The following is a 19,009-nucleotide window of genomic DNA, read 5'->3' as shown; positions in this document are numbered from 1 at the left end:
CTTCGACTGCAGAGGGTTCAGCGTGCGTTCGCTCAAGGTTCTGATACTCGAAGACGATCCGTTCCAGTTGATGGCGTTGCATCAGATGCTCAACGCCAATCAGGTGTTCGAGGTCCTGACGGCGATCAGCGTTGAAACGGCGCTGCGCGCGCTGGAGCGCCAAGGTCCGGTGGACATCGCCATTTGTGACCTGCAGATGGACGGCGATGATGGTCTTTCGCTGATTGGGCACCTCGCTGCGACCAGCCTGGCACAGGCGGTGATCATTCTCAGCAGCGCCGAAGCGTCGGTACTCGACGGCGCGGCGCAATTGGCCCGGCAGCAAGGGATCAACGTGCTGGGCGTTTTGCAGAAGCCGGCCTCGGTGACGGCCATTGGCGAACTGCTGAGCGAGTGGCTGGCGCTGGTCGAGATGCCTGGGAGTGCGAGTCGGAGCACGACCTCGGAACTGCCCGCGTTGCCGCCGCTGGATGCCACTCACGACTATGGCGCCGAGTGGATCGCTTACTTCCAGCCCAAAGTAGGGCTGGACGGCGAACTGAGCGGGGTTGAATTACTGGCCCGCTGGCAGCATCCCAGCCTCGGCTTGCTGGCACCGGGCCTATTCTTGCCGCGCCTGGAGCAGGCTGGGCTGATGCCGAACCTTACCTGGCACATGCTTGAATTGGCGCTTAGCCTGTCCTATCGGTTGTTGCTGGCCCGTGGTCGCGCATTGCCGGTGGCTGTGAACATTCCCCCCCAGATGCTCGATCAGGCCGATTTCGTACCACGCTTGCTGTTGCTGCTGGAGCGTTTCCCGGTTCGGCCGCATATGTTGACTCTGGAAGTGGTCGAGCAATCGGCGCGGCAGATGGCTGTGGTGCAGTTCGAGAACCTGCTGAGGCTGCGCATGGCCGGTTGCCGATTGTCCATTGATGACTTCGGAACAGGCGCGTCGAATATCCAGCGGCTTCTGGAGTTGCCATTCAGTGAGCTGAAAATACCGGCGGAATTCGTCCGTGGCATGGCCGACGACAGACGCAAATCGGCGGTGGTCGGCGGCGCGTTGTTCATGGCGCAGAAAATGGCCCTGAACGTGGTGATCGAAGGCGTCGAGACGCGTGAAGACTATGAAGCGGTGTCGATGCTGGGGAGCCCGGCGATTCAGGGCTATTTCATCGCCCGACCCATGAGCGAAGCCGATTTGCTCAACTGGCTGGACGAGCTGGAGCATCACCCGGAGCGAGTGTTGGGGTTCCGGGCGGTCAAGCCAGACCGTGCTCCTGCAGGTAGATGAACAGCGCCGCGTCGTTCGCCAACCCTAGTTTGCGCATGGCACTGACCTTCTGCGCGCTGACCGTCTGCTTGCTGCGATGAAGGTGCGCGGCGATGGTGCCCACCGCATTGCCCGCAGCGATCAGACGGATGACTTCCAGCTCGCGGGGTGACAGTTCTTCCAGCGCGACCAACGTGCCGGAGCCATGATCGGTCGCTTCCAGCAACATGCGCTGCACGGAATCGGCGATGAAGGGCTTGCCGCTACTTATGCGGTCGATGGCGGCGGGCAGTTCGTCCGCCATGCTGGCCTTGCTCAGCAGCCCGTCGACGTGCAGCGCGAGCATCGAGCGAAACAACCCGGCGTTGTTGAGCATGGTTACCACGATGATCGGCAGCGCCGGGTGCTCGCGGCGGATACGCTCGAGCAGGCGCAAACCATCGTTCTGATCCTGAACGGGCATCATGAAATCAGTGATCAGCAGGTCACACGGCCCATTCCTGAGGGCCTCCAGCAGTTCATCCGGCGCACTGGCCTGGGCAATCACCCTGGCGTGCGGGCGCTGCTCGATCACCACCTTCAGGCCGATCAGGAAGATCGGATGGTCATCGGCCAGGATCACGCGCAACGTTTTGTCGTCGGCTGCCATGCTGGCGCCTCCTCTGGATGAAATTCGGACGCGTTCTAAATGTTTCGCGATGGCACTGGCTCAGACTCACACGCCTTGTCCATGAAACGGAAAGTTACCGATGAACACCTTCAAGCAACACAGAGCGTGTCGGGCAGAACGTGTCGGTTCTGCAGTACCGGCCAGCGTTTCTGTGGCGCGGCTCACGCCTTGCCGCTATTCGGTGCGCCAAGCCATCCGCGACTATCGCCATATCCAGAACGACGATGGCAACCAGATTTCATCTGCCATGGTCCAAGTCTTCGGCTGACGCGAAAGCGCTCATCACGCTCAGGCTGATGCTTAGCAAGACTGAACGCTGCCTGTCACATTCGGCAGGCACGCTCCCAGGACGGGCTGCAGCAATACCTGGTTCACGGCGAAAACTGGCTGCAAAAAGAACTTTCCGCTGTGGGCGACGGTCATTGATAAGCACCTTTGCATTCAAACTGTTGAGTGGTGATCCGGATGGAAAATATCAGCTTATTGCTAAGTGAAGCACTGGCACCTTATCAGGCAAGCCTGGGAGCTGCCGGTGTTAATGGTGAGCGTCTGGTGACGTTGAGAAATGCAGCCGGTGCGATCGTGATCGAACGTGTCTATTCCGCTGCTCAGTTATGCGACAAGCGCCAGCTGACCGATGTGGTTGACGGGCTTCACCGCGATTTGATGGTTGCCGAAGGGCGAATCGAGCCTTGTGTCATCGCCGCCATGCGCAATGCCGCTCAGGCAGCAGCGTTTGCCGTTGGTCGCGGTTTTGTGTGAGTGTCGGGGAACCTTATTGGTTAAGTAGGCTCGTATCCATTACGGCAGGCGCAGGCATTGTGCTCCGGTGTTTATGCTGCCTGTCGTACGGGTCCAAGATGGACCACGGTTGACCCCGAGTAGTCTCCCCGCTGCTCGGGGTTTCTTTTTGCCTCGCATTTTTCACTTCTGCGGCTCATCGAAAAACGATCGGGCGTCGCGCAGATATTCCTGCCTGTTGACCATCCAGTCGGCATAAAACGAAATCAGTTTGGTCCTGCGCAGTACACGCATCTCGCGGTTGATGATGCTGATGGCTTCGCGGCCTTTATCGGTCTTCGAGCAGCCGATGTGGGCGAACTGGTACTTGGAGGTGTCCTTGACCGGGAAAAACTCCAGCTCCTCCACCGGGATGCCTTGCTGCTGGGCGTGATAGAGGGCCTCTGGCCAGTAACTGATGATCGCCTGGAAGCGATCCAGACGCTCCATCTGCAACATGCTGCCTACCGCCGCGTTGCCGTAATGCAGGATCAGGTTGTCGGGCTGGGTGGTGTTGTGCAGGATCTTGTCGATCACCGGGCCGTAACTGCGCTCGGCGACGATGCCGGTCTTGACCGTGTTACTGGCCATCAGCGCGGCCAGGTCCAGATGCCCGTCCTGACTGAGGAAGGGCGCGAAAATCCCGTGGTTGCTGCGTTCGATGGTCACGCCGTTGCCGGGCGTGGCGTAGGTGGGAATCGAAAACAGAATGGTTTTCTCGCGCTCTGGCGTCCACAGCAGGGTCGGGTCGCAGGCGAACAGATCCGGGTCCTGTAGCATCTGCGTCCCGCGCGCGCGGTTGACGTGCATGATCTGGTGGTCGTATTCCGGCATTCGCGCGATCAGTTCCGGCATTAGTCGGTCAATGGCGCCCTGGCCGGTTTGCGGGCCGGTGAAGATCGTCAGCGGTGGGAAGTCGCGCAGCAGCCAGGTAAGCGTTTCCCTCGCATATGCGGCCCCCGGCATTGTGCTCAAGGCCGAGGTGAGGAGCAGGACCAGTAGCCTGATGATGTGGAGTCGCGAGTAACGATTGACCATCCGTCGATGTAAATCCCGAAAAAACTGGCTGAGGCCGCCACAACCACGACCGTATGGGTCTGATTTCGCAGCGCGCCGCTGTGTGAACTTCATGCTAGAGGATCTCGAATTAAGGTATCGGCGTTGTGAATCATTTGTTTAACACTCGTCACCTTGCGATGAGTAAAGCACCGCGACGAAGACGCGCACGTTGAAATTGCCTCTGCGCCCGATCAATCATCGAGTTCGGTCGTTCAACTCGTGCGCATCGGTTAGACTTGGCGCCTTTCCCGTCTTTAGAAGCCCGTTCATGGCCCAGCCGTCCACGACCTACAAATTCGAACTGAACCTCACCGACCTTGATCGCGGGGTTTATGAAAACGTCAAACAGACCATCGCTCGCCATCCATCGGAAACCGAAGAGCGCATGACCGTGCGCCTGCTGGCCTACGCGTTCTGGTACAACGAGCAGCTTTCGTTTGGCCGCGGTCTGTCGGACGTCGACGAGCCGGCGCTGTGGGAAAAAAGCCTGGATGACCGCGTTCTGCACTGGATCGAAGTCGGCCAGCCGGATGCCGATCGCCTGACCTGGTGCTCCCGTCGCACCGAGCGCACTAGTCTGCTGGCCTACGGCAGCCTGCGCGTATGGGAGGGCAAGGTCATCCCGGCGGTGAAGAACCTGAAGAACGTCAACATCGCCGCCGTGCCCCAGGAAGTGCTGGAGACGTTGGCCAAGGATATGCCCCGCGTCATCAAGTGGGACGTGATGATCAGCGAAGGCACAATTTTCGTGACTGACGATCGTGGCCAGCACGAAGTGCAATTGCAGTGGCTCGCCGGTGAGCGCGGCTGATCGCCAACGCCTCGCCGCGCAAGACTGACTCAGCTCCAACCGAACACATCAGCGGAACCCGCATGCGCATCGAATCACGCCAGTTGCCCGACACCTTGCCCTTTCTGGGCGATTTGCCGCCCCTGTTGACCCGTTTGTACGCCGCTCGCGGGGTGCTGTCGCAGGACGAGCTGGACAAGGGCCTGGCACGCTTGATCCCGTATCAACAGCTCAAGGGCATCGATGCAGCGGTGGACTTGCTGGTCACTGCGCTGCAGCAGGGTCAACGCATTCTGATCGTCGGCGATTTCGATGCCGACGGCGCCACCGCCAGTACGGTCGGGGTGCTGGGCCTGCGTTTGCTCGGTGCCGCGCACGTTGATTATCTGGTGCCGAACCGCTTCGAGTATGGCTATGGCCTGACCCCGGAGATCGTCAAGGTCGCCCTCGAGCGTCAGCCTGACCTGCTGCTGACCGTCGACAACGGCATTTCCAGTGTCGAAGGCGTAGCCGCCGCCAAGGCCGCGGGTTTGCAGGTACTGGTCACCGATCACCACTTGCCGGGCCACGAACTGCCCGCCGCCGACGCCATCGTCAACCCCAACCAGCCGGGCTGTAACTTTCCGAGCAAGGCGCTGGCCGGTGTCGGCGTGATCTTCTACGTGCTGATGGCCCTGCGTGCGCGTTTGCGCGATATCGGCTGGTTCGAGGCCAACGGTCGCGCGCAGCCCAATCTCGGCGAATTGCTGGATCTGGTAGCGCTGGGCAGCGTTGCCGACGTGGTGCCGCTGGACGCCAACAACCGCATTCTGGTGCATCAGGGCCTGATGCGTATCCGTGCCGGCCGCGCTCGTCCCGGTCTGCGCGCGATTCTGGAAGTCGCTCGTCGTGAGCCGTCGCGCATTACCTCCACCGACCTTGGTTTTATCCTCGGTCCGCGCCTGAATGCTGCCGGGCGGCTGGATGACATGAGCCTGGGTATCGAATGCCTGCTGTGCGATGACGAGACGCTGGCGCGGGAAATGGCCGTGCAACTGGACGAGCTGAATCAGGACCGCAAATCCATCGAGCAAGGCATGCAGCGCGAGGCGTTGGCGCAACTGAAGGATCTGCCCGTCGAGTCGATGCCGTTCGGTCTGTGCCTGTATGAAGCCGAATGGCACCAGGGCGTGATCGGCATTCTCGCCTCGCGTCTGAAAGAGCGCTATCACCGGCCGACCATCGCCTTCGCCAGTGCGGGGGAGGGCGTGTTGAAGGGTTCGGCGCGTTCGGTGCCGGGTTTCCACATTCGCGATGCGCTGGATGCGGTGGCGGCCAGGCACCCCGAGCTGATCAGCAAGTTCGGCGGCCACGCGATGGCGGCCGGGCTGTCGCTGCCGGCGGAGAATTTTCCGGCGTTCGCGCAAGCGTTCGATGCCCAGGTGCGGCGCCAGCTCACCGAAGAAGACCTGACCGGCCGCCTGCTGTCCGATGGCACACTGGCCGTCGAAGAGTTTCACCTGGAACTGGCGCGGGCGCTGCGCAATGCCGGGCCTTGGGGGCAGCACTTTCCGGAGCCGCTGTTCCATGGGGTGTTTCAGTTGGTGGAGCAGCGCGTGGTCGGCGAGCGCCACTTGAAGATGGTGCTCAAGACCGAATGCGGCACGGTGAAGCTCGACGGCATCGCCTTTGGCGTCGATCGAGATGTGTGGCCCAACCCGACCGTTCGCTGGGTCGAGCTGGCCTACAAGCTTGACCTGAACGAGTTTCGCGGCAATGAAACCGTGCAGCTGATGGTGGCGCATATTTCGCCGCGCTGAGCGTCGAGGCACGTGACAGCAGGAACCGCCACCTCTGCTGGGTTGTCGACTAGGCTCTAGGTTCATCAAAACGGAACCTTCTACTCGACCTCAGAGGTGCCCATGAGCCTGCTGCTTGAACCCTACACCCTGCGCCAACTGACCCTGCGTAATCGCATAGTGGTTTCGCCGATGTGTCAGTACTCCTGTAAAGATGGATTAGCCAATGACTGGCACCTGGTCCATCTGGGCAGTCGAGCCGTGGGTGGCGCCGGGCTGATCTTCACCGAGGCCGCCGCCGTGACTCAGGACGGCCGCATCACCCCGGAAGACCTCGGCATCTGGAACGATGACCAGATCGAACCCCTGCAACGTATCACCCGCTTTATCACCGCCCAGGGCGCCGTGGCCGGTATCCAGCTGGCCCATGCCGGGCGAAAGGCGAGCACCTGGCGCCCGTGGCTGGGCAAGCAGGGCAGCATCCCGGCGGATCAGGGTGGCTGGACGCCGTGGGGGCCGTCAACGATTGCCTTCGATCCGAAACACACACTGCCAACGGCGTTAGACGAGGGGCAGATCAATGGCGTGATTCAGGCCTTTGTCGCCGCGGCCAAACGCGCGTTGACGGCGGGCTTCAAAGTGGTGGAAATCCACGCGGCCCACGGTTATCTGCTGCATCAGTTCCTCTCGCCATTGAGCAACCAACGGCAGGATCAATACGGTGGCTCGTTCGAGAACCGCATTCGCCTGACGCTGGAGGTCACCAAGGCGGTGCGCGAAGTCTGGCCGCAGGAATTGCCGCTGTTCGTGCGCGTGTCGGCAACCGACTGGGTGGAAGATGGCTGGAATCCCGATGAGACTGTCGAACTGGCCAGGCGCCTGAAAACCCTGGGTGTGGATCTGGTGGACGTGTCATCGGGTGGTACGGCAGCCAATGCGGAAATCCCGGTCGGGCCAGGCTACCAGACCGAATTCGCCGGGCGAGTACGCAGCGAGTCGGGCATCGCAACGGGGACAGTGGGCATGATCACCGAACCGTATCAGGCCGACACCATTCTGCGCACCGGTCAGGCCGATTTGATCCTGCTGGCGCGGGAGCTGTTGCGCGACCCGTACTGGCCACTGCATGCCGATGACGACCTGGGCGGACGCCAGGCCGTATGGCCTGCGCAATATCAACGCGCCACCCATCGCGATCAACCGATTCATGAGTCGGATTTGCGGGATTAATCGCTGCTCAATGTGGCCGTGTTCTTCATGACACGCCCCCATACAAAACAGCACGGCTTGCCAGCGGCGGCAGCGGAATCGCTGCTGCCGGCAAGCCGGGCTGCTACGGATATTTGCCCCCCTCCTCAGTGCTTGAACATCACATGCCGCACGGTGGTGTAGTCCTCCAGGCCGTACATCGACATGTCTTTGCCGTAGCCCGACAATTTTTGGCCACCGTGGGGCATCTCGCTGACGAGCATGAAGTGCGTGTTCACCCAGGTGCAGCCGTATTGCAGGCGTGCCGAGAGGCGGTGGGCGCGGCCGACGTCCTGGGTCCAGACCGACGAGGCCAGGCCGTAATCGGAGTCATTGGCCCAACCCAGTACCTGCGCTTCATCTTCAAACCGGGTCACCGACACCACGGGTCCGAACACTTCACGGCGCACGATTTCATCGTCCTGCTGGGCGTCGGCGATGACTGTGGGCTGGAAGAAGAAACCGTCGCCGTCGATGGCTTTGCCGCCAGTGATCAGGCGGGTATGGGACTGAGCGACGGCGCGCTCGACGAAGCCTGTCACACGATCGCGATGCTGAGCAGTGATCAGCGGGCCAAGTTCGGTTTCAGGGTCATCCTGCGACCCGACCTTGAGGGTGCTGACCGCCTCTCCGAGTTTCTGCACGAACTGCTCGTAAATGCCTTTCTGCGCATAGATGCGGCAGGCGGCGGTGCAGTCCTGACCTGCGTTGTAGAAGCCGAAGGTGCGAATGCCCTCGACGGCGGCGTCGATGTCGGCGTCGTCGAAGATGATCACCGGCGCCTTGCCGCCCAGCTCCATGTGCATGCGCTTGACGCTGTCGGCGGTGCTGGAAATGATGTGCGAGCCGGTGGCGATGGAACCTGTCAGCGAGACCATGCGCACTTTCGGATGGGTCACCAGCGGATTGCCGACGGTCTGGCCGCGGCCGAAGACCAGGTTCAGTACGCCAGCGGGGAAGATGTCGTTGGCCAGTTCCACCAGACGCAGCGCGGTCAGCGGAGTTTGCTCCGAGGGCTTGAGCACCACGGTGTTGCCTGCGGCCAGGGCCGGGGCGATCTTCCAGGCGACCATCATCAGCGGATAATTCCACGGGGCGATGGAGGCAATGACGCCGACCGGGTCGCGACGAATCATCGAGGTGTGGCCTGGCAGGTACTCACCCGCCGCCGAACCGCCCATGCAGCGACTCGCTCCGGCGAAGAAGCGGAACACATCGGCAATTGCCGGCAGCTCGTCGTTCAGCGCGGCGTGATAGGGCTTGCCGCAGTTGTCCGATTCCAGTTTGGCGAGTTCTTCGGCATTGGCGTCGATGGCATCGGCCAGTTTCAGCAGCAACAGCGAGCGGTCTTTCGGCGCGGTCTGCGACCAACTGTCGAAAGCGGCATCGGCGGCGCGCACGGCGGTGTCGACCTGGCCTTCGCTGGCTTCGTTGATCTGCACCAGCACCCGGCCCAGTGCAGGGTTGAATACCGGTTGCGCGGGACCTTCACCGGCCACCAGATGGCCATTGATCAGCAGTTTGGTTTGCATCGTATTTGTCCTCATGTTCGATCCGCGTGTGTTCCGTGGGGGCATGCAGGTCTGCCGACAGTTAATTGATGGGACGCAGCCTCTGTGGGCGTGAGCTTGCTCACGAAGGCTGACTTTAAGCCCCTACTTCTATTACGGAGTATCGGCTACTGCAGACGTACCGGCCTCTTCGTGAGCAAGCTCATTCCCACAGGACCGGCAGGGTGTCCTGAAAAGGGGTGTCATTTACTTAACCCCGCTACCAGCCGCGCTCTCACCGCCGCGGGTCAAGTAATACGCGCCCAGAATCGGCAGCATCGTCACGATCATCACCAGCATCGCGACGACGTTGGTCACCGGCACATCCCTAGGCCGACTGAGCTGGTTGAGCAGCCAGATCGGCAAGGTGCGTTCATGGCCTGCGGTAAAGGTGGTGACGATGATTTCGTCGAACGACAACGCGAATGCCAGCATCCCACCCGCCAGTAATGCCGAGCCGAGGTTGGGCATGATGATGTAGCGAAAGGTCTGCCAGCCGTCGGCTCCCAGGTCCATCGACGCCTCGATCAGAGTGTGGGACGTGCGGCGCAGGCGGGCGATGACGTTGTTGTAGACGATCACCACACAGAAGGTCGCGTGGCCGACGATGATGGTGAACATCCCCGGCTCGATCCCCAGCGTCTTGAACGCCGACAACAGCGCCAGCCCGGTGATGATGCCAGGCAGGGCGATGGGCAGAATCAGCATCAGCGAAATGCCGTCCTTGCCGAAGAAATCGCGCCGATACAAGGCTGCCGACGCCAGCGTACCGAGTACCAGCGCGATCAGCGTGGCGACACAGGCGATCTGCAGCGACAGCTTGATCGACTCCAGCACGTCAGGCCGCGCGAACGCCACGCTGAACCACTTCAAGGTGAAACCCTGAGGCGGAAAACTGAACGCCGCGTCTTCGGTGTTGAAGGCGTAGACAAAGATGATCAGGATCGGGAAGTGCAGGAACACCAGACCGCCCCAGGCCGCAAGCTTCAGGCCCCAGGACGCATGTTCGCCTTGTTTCGGGACAGGCTTAGAGCGCATCGAAAGCCCCCAGTCGTTTGACGATAGACAGGTAAATAGCGATCAGCACAATGGGCACCAGCGTGAACGCCGCGGCCATGGGCATGTTGCCGATGGCGCCTTGCTGGGCGTAGACCATGCTGCCGATGAAGTAGCCGGGCGGGCCGATCAGTTGCGGCACGATGAAGTCGCCCAGGGTCAATGAAAAGGTAAAGATCGAACCCGCTGCGATACCGGGTACCGACAGCGGCAGAATCACCTGCATGAACGTCTGCCGGGGCTTGGCGCCCAGGTCCGCCGAGGCTTGCAGCAACGACGGCGGCAGGCGCTCCAGCGAGGCCTGGATCGGCAGAATCATGAACGGCAGCCAGATGTAGACGAAGACCATGAAGCGCCCCAGATGCGACGTCGACAACGTGCTGCCGCCTACGCCGGGAATGCCCAGAATCAGCTGCAGCACCGGCGCCAGTCCCAGGTGCTGAACGAACCATTGCGCAACGCCGCCCTTGGCCAGCAGCAGCGTCCAGGCGTAGGCCTTGACGATGTAACTGGCCCACATCGGCATCATCACCGCGATATAGAAGAACGCCTTGGTCTTGCCGGTGGTGTAGCGCGCCATGTAGTAGGCGACGGGAAAGGCGACGATCGCGCTGGCGATGGACACCGCGATGGCCATGGTCAGGGTGCGTTGAATCACGTCGAAGTTCGACGGACTGAACAGCGCGCCGAAGTTGGCCAGGGTCAGGTCAGGGGTCACCGCCATGCTGAAATCGTCGAAGGTGTAGAACCCTTGCCACAGCAGGCCCAGCAGCGAGCCGAGATAGATCGCCCCGAACCACAGCAGCGGCGGGATCAGCAGCAGCGACAGGTAAAGATTGGGCCGCCGATAAAGCAGATTGGCGAAGCGGCGCAGAGGCGATTGCCGGTGCATCGGTGCGTAATGGGCGAGTGTCTGGCTCATCTCAATGGGCCTCGCTCGCGGCGCTTTCTGTTGCAACGTCATGTAATGGAATCATCGCCTCACGCGCCCAGCGTGCGCAGATGCGCTGGCCGGTCTGGTGCTGGGCGCTGGTGTCCAGCCATTGCGTATTGGCCTGGCTCACGCTGAGGGTCTGGCCGGTGTCCAGCTTCAGCTCGTAGCGAGTGGCGCTGCCTTGGTACTGGATGTCGTAGAGCAGGCCGCTGACTTCGATTTCGTGACTGGCCACCGGGCCTTCGGCGAAGCGGATGTGCTCGGGGCGAATGGAGAACGCCCTTGCATTGCCGCTCAACTGGTGCGCCAGTTCGCCACGCAGCACATTGGAGGTGCCGACGAATTCGGCAACGAAGCTGGTCGCAGGTTTCATGTACAGATTGCGTGGGGTATCAACCTGCTCGATGCGGCCCTTGTTGAATACCGCGACCCGATCCGACATCGACAGCGCTTCGGTCTGATCGTGGGTCACGAAGATGAAGGTGATGCCCAGTTGGCGCTGCAGCTTTTTCAACTCGCTCTGCATCTGTTCGCGCAGCTTGAGGTCGAGAGCGCCGAGAGGCTCGTCGAGCAGCAAGACGCGAGGGCGGTTGACCAATGCACGTGCCAAGGCCACGCGCTGGCGCTGCCCGCCGGACAACTGCACCGGCTTGCGATGGCCGTAGCCGCCCAGGGCCACCATGCTCAGGGCTTCTTCTGCGCGGGCCAGACGTTCGCTCTTGACCACGCCCTTGACCTTCAGACCATAAGCGACGTTGTCGCGTACGTTCATGTGCGGGAACAGAGCGTAGTCCTGAAACACAGTATTGACGTCGCGCTGGTACGGCGGCGTGCCCGCCGCTTCTTCGCCATGAATGCGAATCGAACCGGCGCTGGGTTGTTCGAAGCCTGCGATCAGACGCAGGCAGGTGGTCTTGCCCGAACCCGAGGGGCCGAGCATGGAAAAGAACTCGCCGTCCTTGATATCAATGGAGACCCGATCGACGGCCATCACTTCGCCGAAATGACGGGAAACGTGGGTGAACTGAACTGCAAGGGTCATGGATGAAACCTCAGTAGAAAGCGAACGCCGTCGCAGCGGGGCGCCGGGTGTATCAAATGCGTACATCTGAAGGATGATCATTCCCACGCAGAGCGTGGGGACGATCATGCAATGTCACCGCCGGCAAGCCAGACTGTTACAGAACGGAGGAATGCGTCCTCCTGTATGAGCGCGCTTGCCCGCGAATGCGGTCTGTCTGTGACATTGATGGTGCATGACTCACCGCCATCACGGGCAAGCGCGCTCCTACAGGTTATGCGGGGTGCCCGGGACTAACGCCCGCCCATGATCGCGATGTAATCCTGAGTCCACCGGCTGTACGGCACATACTTGCCGCCCTCGGCCTGCGGGGTTTTCCAGAAGGCGATCTTGTCGAACAGGTCGAAGCCGTTGGTGCCGCAACCCTCTGCGCCCAGCAGATCACTGGCCTTGCATGCCGCTGGCACCACTGGCAGGGAACCGAACCAGGCGGCGACGTCGCCCTGGACTTTTGGCTGCAGCGACCAGTCCATCCACTTGTAAGCGCAGTTCGGGTGCTTGGCGTCGGCATGCAGCATGGTGGTGTCGGCCCAGCCGGTAGCGCCTTCCTGCGGGATCGTCGAGGCGACTGGCTGTTTGTCGGCGACCAGGCCGTTGACCATATAGCCCCATGAACTCGACGCCGCCACGCCTTCGTTTTTCACATCGCTCATCTGCACCGTCGCGTCATGCCAGTAGCGGTGCACAAGCGGGTGTTGCGCGCGCAGCAGATCGAGCACGGCCTTGTACTGGGTTTCGGTCAGTTGATACGGGTCTTCGATTTTCAGTTCCGGCTTGGCGGTCTTCAGGTAAAGCGCAGCGTCGGCGATGTAGATCGGCCCGTCATAGGCCTGCACGCGGCCTTTGTTCGGCTTGCCATCCGGCAGGTCCTGCGGCTCGAACACCACGCTCCAACTCACCGGCGGAGTCTTGAACACGTTGGTGTTGTACATCAGCACGTTAGGGCCCCACTGGTAGGGCGTGCCATAGGTCTGCTTGTTGACGGTGTACCACGGGCCGTCCTTCAGCCGTGGATCGAGGCTCTTCCAGTTGGGAATCAGATCGGTGTTGATCGGCTGCACCCGCTTGCCTGCGACCAGTCGCAGCGAGGCGTCGCCTGACGCTGTCACCAGGTCGTAACCGCCCTTGGTCATCAGGCTGACCATCTCGTCGGAGGTCGCTGCAGTCTTGACATTGACCTTGCAACCGGTCTCCTTCTCGAAGCCAGTGACCCAATCATAAGCCTTGTCGCTTTCGCCCCGTTCGATGTAGCCCGGCCACGCCACGATATCCAGCTGGCCCTCGCCGTCGCCGACGGCCTTGAGCGTTTCGGCCGCCTGCACGGTGCCACTGGCGAACAACGCGGTGATTACGGCGCTCAGGAGCGCGGTCTTCTGCACTGACATGGGGTTCCCTCGTTATTGATGTTTTTGGGCAGGGGTGGAACCAGGTTGCGAGCCGCAAGCTGCAAGTGGCGGTCGTTCGTGCCATTTACTTGTCGCTGGAGGATCGCGTGGTGGAGCTGTTCTTATTGTTTTTCTCTTGAAGCTTGCAGCTTGAAACTCGTCGTTGTTTTTTTAAGCCGTGCTGCTACAGGAAAGTGATTTCGCTGTTAGCCCCAGAGCCTAGTGCCACATTCAGCTGTCGACAAATTCTAAATACCGAACGCAGCATTCGATTAAGCAGCAGTCGATTAAATGGACCCGGGTGAACGTGCTGTAGCCCGGCCCGGCGGCACCTGCGGCTATCCCCGTCTGCGCTGCAACATCTGGAGCAAACCTGCAAACCGGCTGCCCTCGGCTCACACACCGTAAATCGCTGCCCAGATGTATCTGGCCAGCCAACTCAAGATCGAGGGGGCTCAAGGCAGAACTGGAAGCGCATGTGCGCCAAGTGCAGTAATAAGAGCCCTCATATTTTCTTGTCGGCGTCCGGTTTGCGGGCAGTGGCGATCTCGCAAACGCCTCCGCTGGCAAGCCGGTCTGCTACAGGGCGATGTTCGCCGCAGAACGCTGGATTATCAGTACAACATTCCCCGTCGGAGTGGTGGCCTACCCTGGCCTCTACGGTTCGCGCAGTGCTTCAAATTCCCGCTGATCAAGCGAACGGCCCATTCGCAGATAATCTGTCAGATATTTCTGAAAAATCTGTGCGTTATCGCATTTTTTACGTCGGAAACAGTCCCCTTAATGGGTAAGTCACTAAGCTATACTCCGCTCGCGTTGGGCCGTCTTTCGGTCCGCTTCTTGAACCCGGTGTCGCCGGTGTTGAACTCTTGAGGGCTGACTGTGAAGAACTGGACGTTGCGTCAACGTATCTTGGCGAGCTTCGCTGTAATCATCGCCATCATGCTGCTGATGGTTGCCATGGCTTTCAATCGCCTGCTGGTCATCGAAAAGAGCGGTGATGAAGTTCGCCTCGACGCACTGCCGGCCATTTTTTACAGCAGCACCGTACGTGGCGCCTGGGTTGAAAGTTATGTGCGTACTCAGCAATTGCTCGCCGAAGGCGTCGGGCGCAGCCTGACCAACGCCGAGGAAGATCAGTACAAAGAATTCGAAGACAAGCTGCAGGCGCAGATCGACAATTATCAGAAGAGCATTTTCGAAGAGTCCGATCGCAAGGATTTCACCGAGTTTCTGCAACTCAGGGAACGGTACGGTCTGGTCCTCAACAGCATTTTGAGTGCGTATCAGGGCGATAACTTTGCCTTGGCTCAGCGCATTTTTGCCGAGCAGCTGACGCCACTGTGGTATGAAGCCCGAAAGGTGCTCAATGCTCTGAGCACCACGAACAAAGCCGTTGCCGATCATGCCGCCGACGACATCCTGGCGGCGGTTACCAGCGCCAAGATCACCTTGTTACTGTCGCTGATCATCGCCGTGCTGGCAGCCGCCGCCTGCGGGCTGCTGCTGATGCGCACGATCCTGGCACCGATGAATCGCATCGTGCGGATTCTCGAAACCATGCGCACCGGCGACCTGAGCAGCCGCCTGGCACTGGATCGCAACGACGAATTCGGCTCGGTTCAGACCGGCTTCAACGACATGGTCACCGAACTCGCGGCGCTGGTTTCCCAGGCGCAGCGTTCGTCGGTGCAGGTCACAACCTCGGTGACCGAGATTGCCGCCACGTCCAAACAGCAACAGGCCACTGCTACCGAGACCGCTGCCACTACCACCGAAATCGGCGCGACCTCGCGGGAGATCGCTGCCACTTCTCGTGATCTGGTGCGCACCATGACCGAGGTGACCTCCGCTGCAGACCAGGCTTCGGTGCTCGCCGGCTCCGGTCAGCAGGGCTTGGCGCGCATGGAAGAAACCATGCATTCGGTGATGGGCGCTGCCGATCTGGTCAACTCCAAACTGGCGATCCTCAATGAGAAAGCCGGCAACATCAATCAGGTGGTCGTGACCATCGTCAAGGTCGCCGATCAGACCAACCTGTTGTCGCTGAACGCCGCCATCGAGGCTGAAAAGGCCGGTGAATACGGTCGTGGTTTTGCCGTGGTCGCCACCGAAGTGCGTCGTCTGGCGGATCAGACTGCCGTGGCCACCTATGACATCGAGCAGATGGTTCGCGAGATCCAGTCCGCGGTGTCGGCCGGGGTGATGGGGATGGACAAGTTCTCCGAGGAAGTGCGTCGCGGCATGTTCGAGGTGACCCAGGTCGGCGAGCAGCTTTCGCAGATCATTCATCAGGTCCAGGCGCTGGCGCCGCGGGTGTTGATGGTCAACGAAGGCATGCAGGCTCAGGCCACCGGCGCCGAACAGATCAATCAGGCGCTGGTGCAGTTGGGTGATGCCAGCAGCCAGACCGTCGAATCCCTGCGTCAGGCCAGCTTTGCCATCGACGAGTTGAGCCAGGTGGCGGTGGGACTGCGCGGCGGCGTTTCGCGTTTCAAGGTCTGAGTCAGGCCCATGATCGAGCCCTCAGCCAAACGTCGTGCCGCCACGCTGCCGAACAAAAAGCTATTCCTGCTGTTTCGCATCGGGGCGGAGCGCTATGCGCTGGAGGCGACCGAGGTCGCCGAAGTGCTGCCTCGGCTGGTACTCAAACCCATCGCCCGCACCCCGCACTGGGTCGCTGGCGTGTTCGCCCACCGCGGTGTGGTGGTGCCGGTCATCGATCTGAGTGCGTTGACCTTCGGCGAACCTGCGCAGCCTCGCACCAGTACGCGTCTGGTGCTGGTGCATTACCGACCGGATGCCGAGCGCGCATCGCAGTGGCTGGGGCTCATTCTGGAGCAGGCCACCGACACCCTGCGATGCGCGGCGGACGAGTTCAAGGAATACGGCCTGGACAACCGCCAGGCGCCGTACCTGGGGCCGGTGCGCGAAGATGAGCTGGGTTTGCTGCAATGGATTCACGTGCAGGACCTGCTCAACGACGCGGTCCGCGAGCTTCTGTTCCCGGCGCAACCTTTGAGCCTTGGACAGTTTGAGGCAGCGCCATGAGCAAGGACGCGCGCTTCTTCGCCTTTCTCAAAAACCGTATCGGCCTCGACGTCGCATCGGTGGGCGAGGCGATCATCGAGCGCGCGGTGCGCCAGCGTTGCATGATCACCAAGGCGGCGGATCACGACGGCTACTGGCAGTTGTTGCAGAGTTTGGCCGAAGAACAGCAGGCGCTGATTGAAGCGGTGATCGTGCCCGAGACCTGGTTCTTCCGTTACCCGGAATCCTTCGTCACCCTCGGTAAACTCGCGACGGCGCGTCTGACGCAACTCAATGGCGCGCGGCCGCTGCGCATCCTCAGCCTGCCGTGCTCCACCGGTGAAGAGCCTTATTCGATTGCCATGGCGCTGTTTGACGCGGGCTTGCAAGCGCAGCAATTCAAGATAGAGGCGGTGGACATCAGCCCGCTGTCGCTGCAGCGCGCGCGTCGGGGGGTGTATGGCAAAAACTCGTTTCGTGGCGATCAGCTTGGCTTTCGCGAGCGCTATTTCAGCCAGGTCGAAGACGGCTATCGCCTGGAAGACCGGGTTCGCGAGCGTGTGGGGTTTCAGACGGGGAACCTGCTCGACCCGACCTTGCCCGTGGCGCAGTCGGCTTATGACTTCGTGTTCTGCCGCAACCTGCTGATCTATTTCGACGTCGACACCCAGCGGTGTGGTTTCGAAGCCCTCAAGCGCATGACCCACGACGACGGCGTGCTGTTCATCGGCCCGGCCGAGGGCAGTCTGTTGGGGCGCATGGGCATGGCGTCCATCGGCATTGCACAGTCGTTCGCCTTTCGTCATCGGGCAGTGCAGGAGGGTGCGTTCCCCGCGGTACTGCCAGCTCCACCCTCGCTTTCCCCATTGCCGGCTGTACCGCTGTCGGTCAGCGCCAGGCCTGCTGCTTCGCTTCGCCGGCCTGTCAGTGCGCCGGTTAAAAGCAACATGCGTTCGTTCGCCCCGATGCCGCCGATCATGCGCAGCCCGGCTCCGGCTGTCACCGCGACAGGCGAGGCCGCGACGCTGCTGGACAGCATTCGAAAACTGGCCAATGAAGGCAAAAGCGCCGAGGCCAAAATCGCCTGCGAGCAGTACCTGAAACGTTACGAGCCAGTGGCCTCGGTGTTCTACTGGCTGGGTCTGCTGAGCGAAGTCGGTGGCGACGTCCTGGGCGCTCAGGGCTCCTACCGCAAGGCGCTGTACTTGCAACCGCAGCACCCCGAAGCACTGGCCCAACTGGCGGCCTTGCTGGCTGCACAGGGCGACAGTGCTGGCGCTCGCCGCTTGCAGGAGCGTGCTGCCCGTGGTGTGAATAAAGAAGGACGTAATCGATGACCGGCGTACACAGTGAATTGGTCAGCAGCGACGCCCAGGCCATCGACGATTGCTGGAACCGTATCGGCATTCATGGCGACCGGTCCTGCCCGCTGCTGGTCGAGCACATCCATTGCCGCAACTGTTCGGTGTACTCGGCAGCAGCCACGCGATTGTTGGACCGCTATGCGTTGGCGCAGGAACAGCGCATGTCGATGCCCAGCGAAGAACTGGCCAGCGACGTCGAGACCCGCTCCATCGTGATTTTCCGCCTGGGCGAGGAATGGCTCGGCCTGCCAACCCGCTGTTTGGTCGAAGTTTCCCCGGTGCAGACCATTCATTCTTTGCCTCATCAGCGCTCCAGAGCGTTATTGGGTGTCGCCAACGTGCGCGGCGCGCTGGTGGCGTGCCTGTCGTTCGTCGAACTGCTGGGACTGGACAGTTCAATGGCGCCCGCTAACAGCGCGAGGGTCATGCCGCGCATGCTGATCGTTTCCGCCGAGGATGGCCCGGTGGTGGTGCCGGTCGATGAAGTCAACGGTATTCACGCCATCGAAGTGCGCCTGCTGGACGCCGCTTCAGCCCCGGCACAAAACACCAACGCGCGCTTCACCCGAGGCGTGGTGCAGTGGAAAAACCGCAGCCTGCGCCTGCTGGATGAAGAACAACTGTTGTCCGCAGTGAACCGGAGCCTGACATGACGCCCGATCAAATGCGCGACGCCTCGCTGTTTGAGTTGTTCACCCTGGAAGCCGAAGCGCAGACCCAGGTCTTGAGTGCCGGCCTGCTGGCCCTCGAACGCAACCCGACCCAGGCCGATCAGCTGGAAGCCTGCATGCGCGCCGCCCACTCGCTCAAGGGCGCGGCGCGGATCGTCGGGGTCAATGCCGGGGTGAGCGTTTCCCACGTCATGGAAGACTGTCTTGTCGAAGCGCAGGAAGGCCGGCTGCGCCTGCTGCCCGAACACATCGACGCGCTGCTGATGGGCACCGACATGCTCATGCGCATCGCCACGCCGGGGCCGAACAGCGTGACCCAGGGCGAGGTGGACGGTTACGTTGCGCTGATGAACGACCT

17 protein-coding genes and 1 pseudogene are annotated in these 19,009 nt (G+C 61.3%); 11 read left to right on the top strand and 7 right to left on the bottom strand.

Annotated features, from left to right (window positions below; genetic code table 11):
* Window positions 1–22: 22 nt before the first annotated feature.
* The gene (locus CE491_RS19340) at window positions 23–1,276 is read left to right on the top strand and encodes an EAL domain-containing response regulator (protein ID WP_110949938.1); all 1,254 of its coding nucleotides are present in this window, start codon (window positions 23–25) and stop codon (window positions 1,274–1,276) included.
* Here CE491_RS19340 and CE491_RS19335 read toward each other — a convergent pair.
* A complete protein-coding gene (locus CE491_RS19335; RefSeq protein ID WP_110949937.1) occupies window positions 1,245–1,904 on the bottom strand; it encodes a response regulator transcription factor in 660 nt (219 codons plus the stop codon). The genes CE491_RS19340 and CE491_RS19335 overlap by 32 nt on opposite strands.
* Window positions 1,905–2,004: 100 nt before the next feature.
* Between CE491_RS19335 and CE491_RS19330 the strand changes: the two genes are divergently transcribed.
* Window positions 2,005–2,193 (top strand): hypothetical protein, encoded by a 189-nt coding sequence (locus tag CE491_RS19330; protein WP_110949936.1) that lies wholly within the window; start codon window positions 2,005–2,007, stop codon window positions 2,191–2,193.
* 197 nt (window positions 2,194–2,390) lie between these two features.
* A complete protein-coding gene (locus CE491_RS19325; RefSeq protein ID WP_110949935.1) occupies window positions 2,391–2,687 on the top strand; it encodes a DUF3509 domain-containing protein in 297 nt (98 codons plus the stop codon).
* Window positions 2,688–2,849: 162 nt separating this feature from the next.
* Here CE491_RS19325 and CE491_RS19320 read toward each other — a convergent pair whose 3' ends face one another.
* Complete coding sequence (locus tag CE491_RS19320; protein WP_110949934.1) at window positions 2,850–3,743, bottom strand: TIGR02285 family protein; 894 nt, start codon at window positions 3,741–3,743, stop codon at window positions 2,850–2,852.
* A 289-nt stretch (window positions 3,744–4,032) separates the two neighbouring features.
* Between CE491_RS19320 and CE491_RS19315 the strand changes: the two genes are divergently transcribed.
* The 3 genes from CE491_RS19315 to CE491_RS19305 all read left to right on the top strand — a co-directional run bounded on the left by CE491_RS19315 (window position 4,033) and on the right by CE491_RS19305 (window position 7,562).
* Complete coding sequence (locus tag CE491_RS19315; RefSeq protein WP_110949933.1) at window positions 4,033–4,575, top strand: YaeQ family protein; 543 nt, start codon at window positions 4,033–4,035, stop codon at window positions 4,573–4,575.
* A gap of 62 nt (window positions 4,576–4,637) precedes the next feature.
* The gene (gene recJ, locus CE491_RS19310) at window positions 4,638–6,353 is read left to right on the top strand and encodes a single-stranded-DNA-specific exonuclease RecJ (RefSeq protein ID WP_110949932.1); all 1,716 of its coding nucleotides are present in this window, start codon (window positions 4,638–4,640) and stop codon (window positions 6,351–6,353) included.
* 102 nt (window positions 6,354–6,455) lie between these two features.
* Window positions 6,456–7,562, top strand: a complete 1,107-nt coding sequence (locus tag CE491_RS19305; RefSeq protein ID WP_110949931.1) for an NADH:flavin oxidoreductase/NADH oxidase — start codon at window positions 6,456–6,458, stop codon at window positions 7,560–7,562.
* Between the two features lie 125 nt (window positions 7,563–7,687).
* On the opposite strand, the gene CE491_RS19300 is transcribed toward CE491_RS19305, so the two are convergent.
* The 5 genes from CE491_RS19300 to ydcS form a co-directional block, all read right to left on the bottom strand.
* Entirely contained in the window at window positions 7,688–9,112 is a 1,425-nt protein-coding gene (locus CE491_RS19300; protein WP_110949930.1) for a gamma-aminobutyraldehyde dehydrogenase, read from the bottom strand.
* A gap of 225 nt (window positions 9,113–9,337) precedes the next feature.
* The gene (locus CE491_RS19295; RefSeq protein ID WP_110949929.1) at window positions 9,338–10,168 is read right to left on the bottom strand and encodes an ABC transporter permease; all 831 of its coding nucleotides are present in this window, start codon (window positions 10,166–10,168) and stop codon (window positions 9,338–9,340) included.
* A complete protein-coding gene (locus CE491_RS19290) occupies window positions 10,158–11,078 on the bottom strand; it encodes an ABC transporter permease (RefSeq protein WP_110950023.1) in 921 nt (306 codons plus the stop codon). Before CE491_RS19290 ends, CE491_RS19295 begins: the two co-directional genes overlap by 11 nt.
* A gap of 31 nt (window positions 11,079–11,109) precedes the next feature.
* Entirely contained in the window at window positions 11,110–12,162 is a 1,053-nt protein-coding gene (locus CE491_RS19285) for an ABC transporter ATP-binding protein (protein ID WP_110949928.1), read from the bottom strand.
* A gap of 272 nt (window positions 12,163–12,434) precedes the next feature.
* On the bottom strand, window positions 12,435–13,586 hold the full coding sequence (ydcS, locus tag CE491_RS19280) for a putative ABC transporter substrate-binding protein YdcS (protein ID WP_110949927.1): 1,152 nt from the start codon (window positions 13,584–13,586) through the stop codon (window positions 12,435–12,437).
* 882 nt (window positions 13,587–14,468) lie between these two features.
* On the opposite strand from ydcS, the gene CE491_RS19275 reads away from it, so the two are divergent.
* The 5 genes and pseudogenes from CE491_RS19275 to CE491_RS31275 all read left to right on the top strand — a co-directional run.
* Window positions 14,469–16,091: a methyl-accepting chemotaxis protein gene (locus tag CE491_RS19275; RefSeq protein ID WP_110949926.1), complete on the top strand. Its 1,623-nt coding sequence runs from the start codon at window positions 14,469–14,471 to the stop codon at window positions 16,089–16,091.
* 9 nt (window positions 16,092–16,100) lie between these two features.
* A complete protein-coding gene (locus CE491_RS19270; RefSeq protein ID WP_110949925.1) occupies window positions 16,101–16,637 on the top strand; it encodes a chemotaxis protein CheW in 537 nt (178 codons plus the stop codon).
* Window positions 16,634–17,953 carry a CheR family methyltransferase gene (locus CE491_RS19265; RefSeq protein WP_110949924.1) on the top strand — a complete coding sequence of 440 codons (1,320 nt, stop codon included), beginning with the start codon at window positions 16,634–16,636 and terminating at the stop codon, window positions 17,951–17,953. The genes CE491_RS19270 and CE491_RS19265 overlap by 4 nt, the downstream gene beginning before the upstream one ends.
* Entirely contained in the window at window positions 17,950–18,633 is a 684-nt protein-coding gene (locus tag CE491_RS19260; RefSeq protein WP_110949923.1) for a chemotaxis protein CheW, read from the top strand. Before CE491_RS19265 ends, CE491_RS19260 begins: the two co-directional genes overlap by 4 nt.
* Window positions 18,630–19,005: pseudogene (locus CE491_RS31275) on the top strand (Hpt domain-containing protein); the annotation flags it as partial. The gene CE491_RS19260 and the pseudogene CE491_RS31275, both read left to right, overlap by 4 nt.
* Window positions 19,006–19,009: the final 4 nt, after the last annotated feature.

The sequence above is a fragment of the Pseudomonas bohemica genome, assembly GCF_002934685.1.
GTDB lineage: Bacteria > Pseudomonadota > Gammaproteobacteria > Pseudomonadales > Pseudomonadaceae > Aquipseudomonas > Aquipseudomonas bohemica.
The sequence above is the reverse complement of the archived record's forward strand: the minus strand, read 5'-3'. Positions and strand labels throughout refer to the sequence as shown.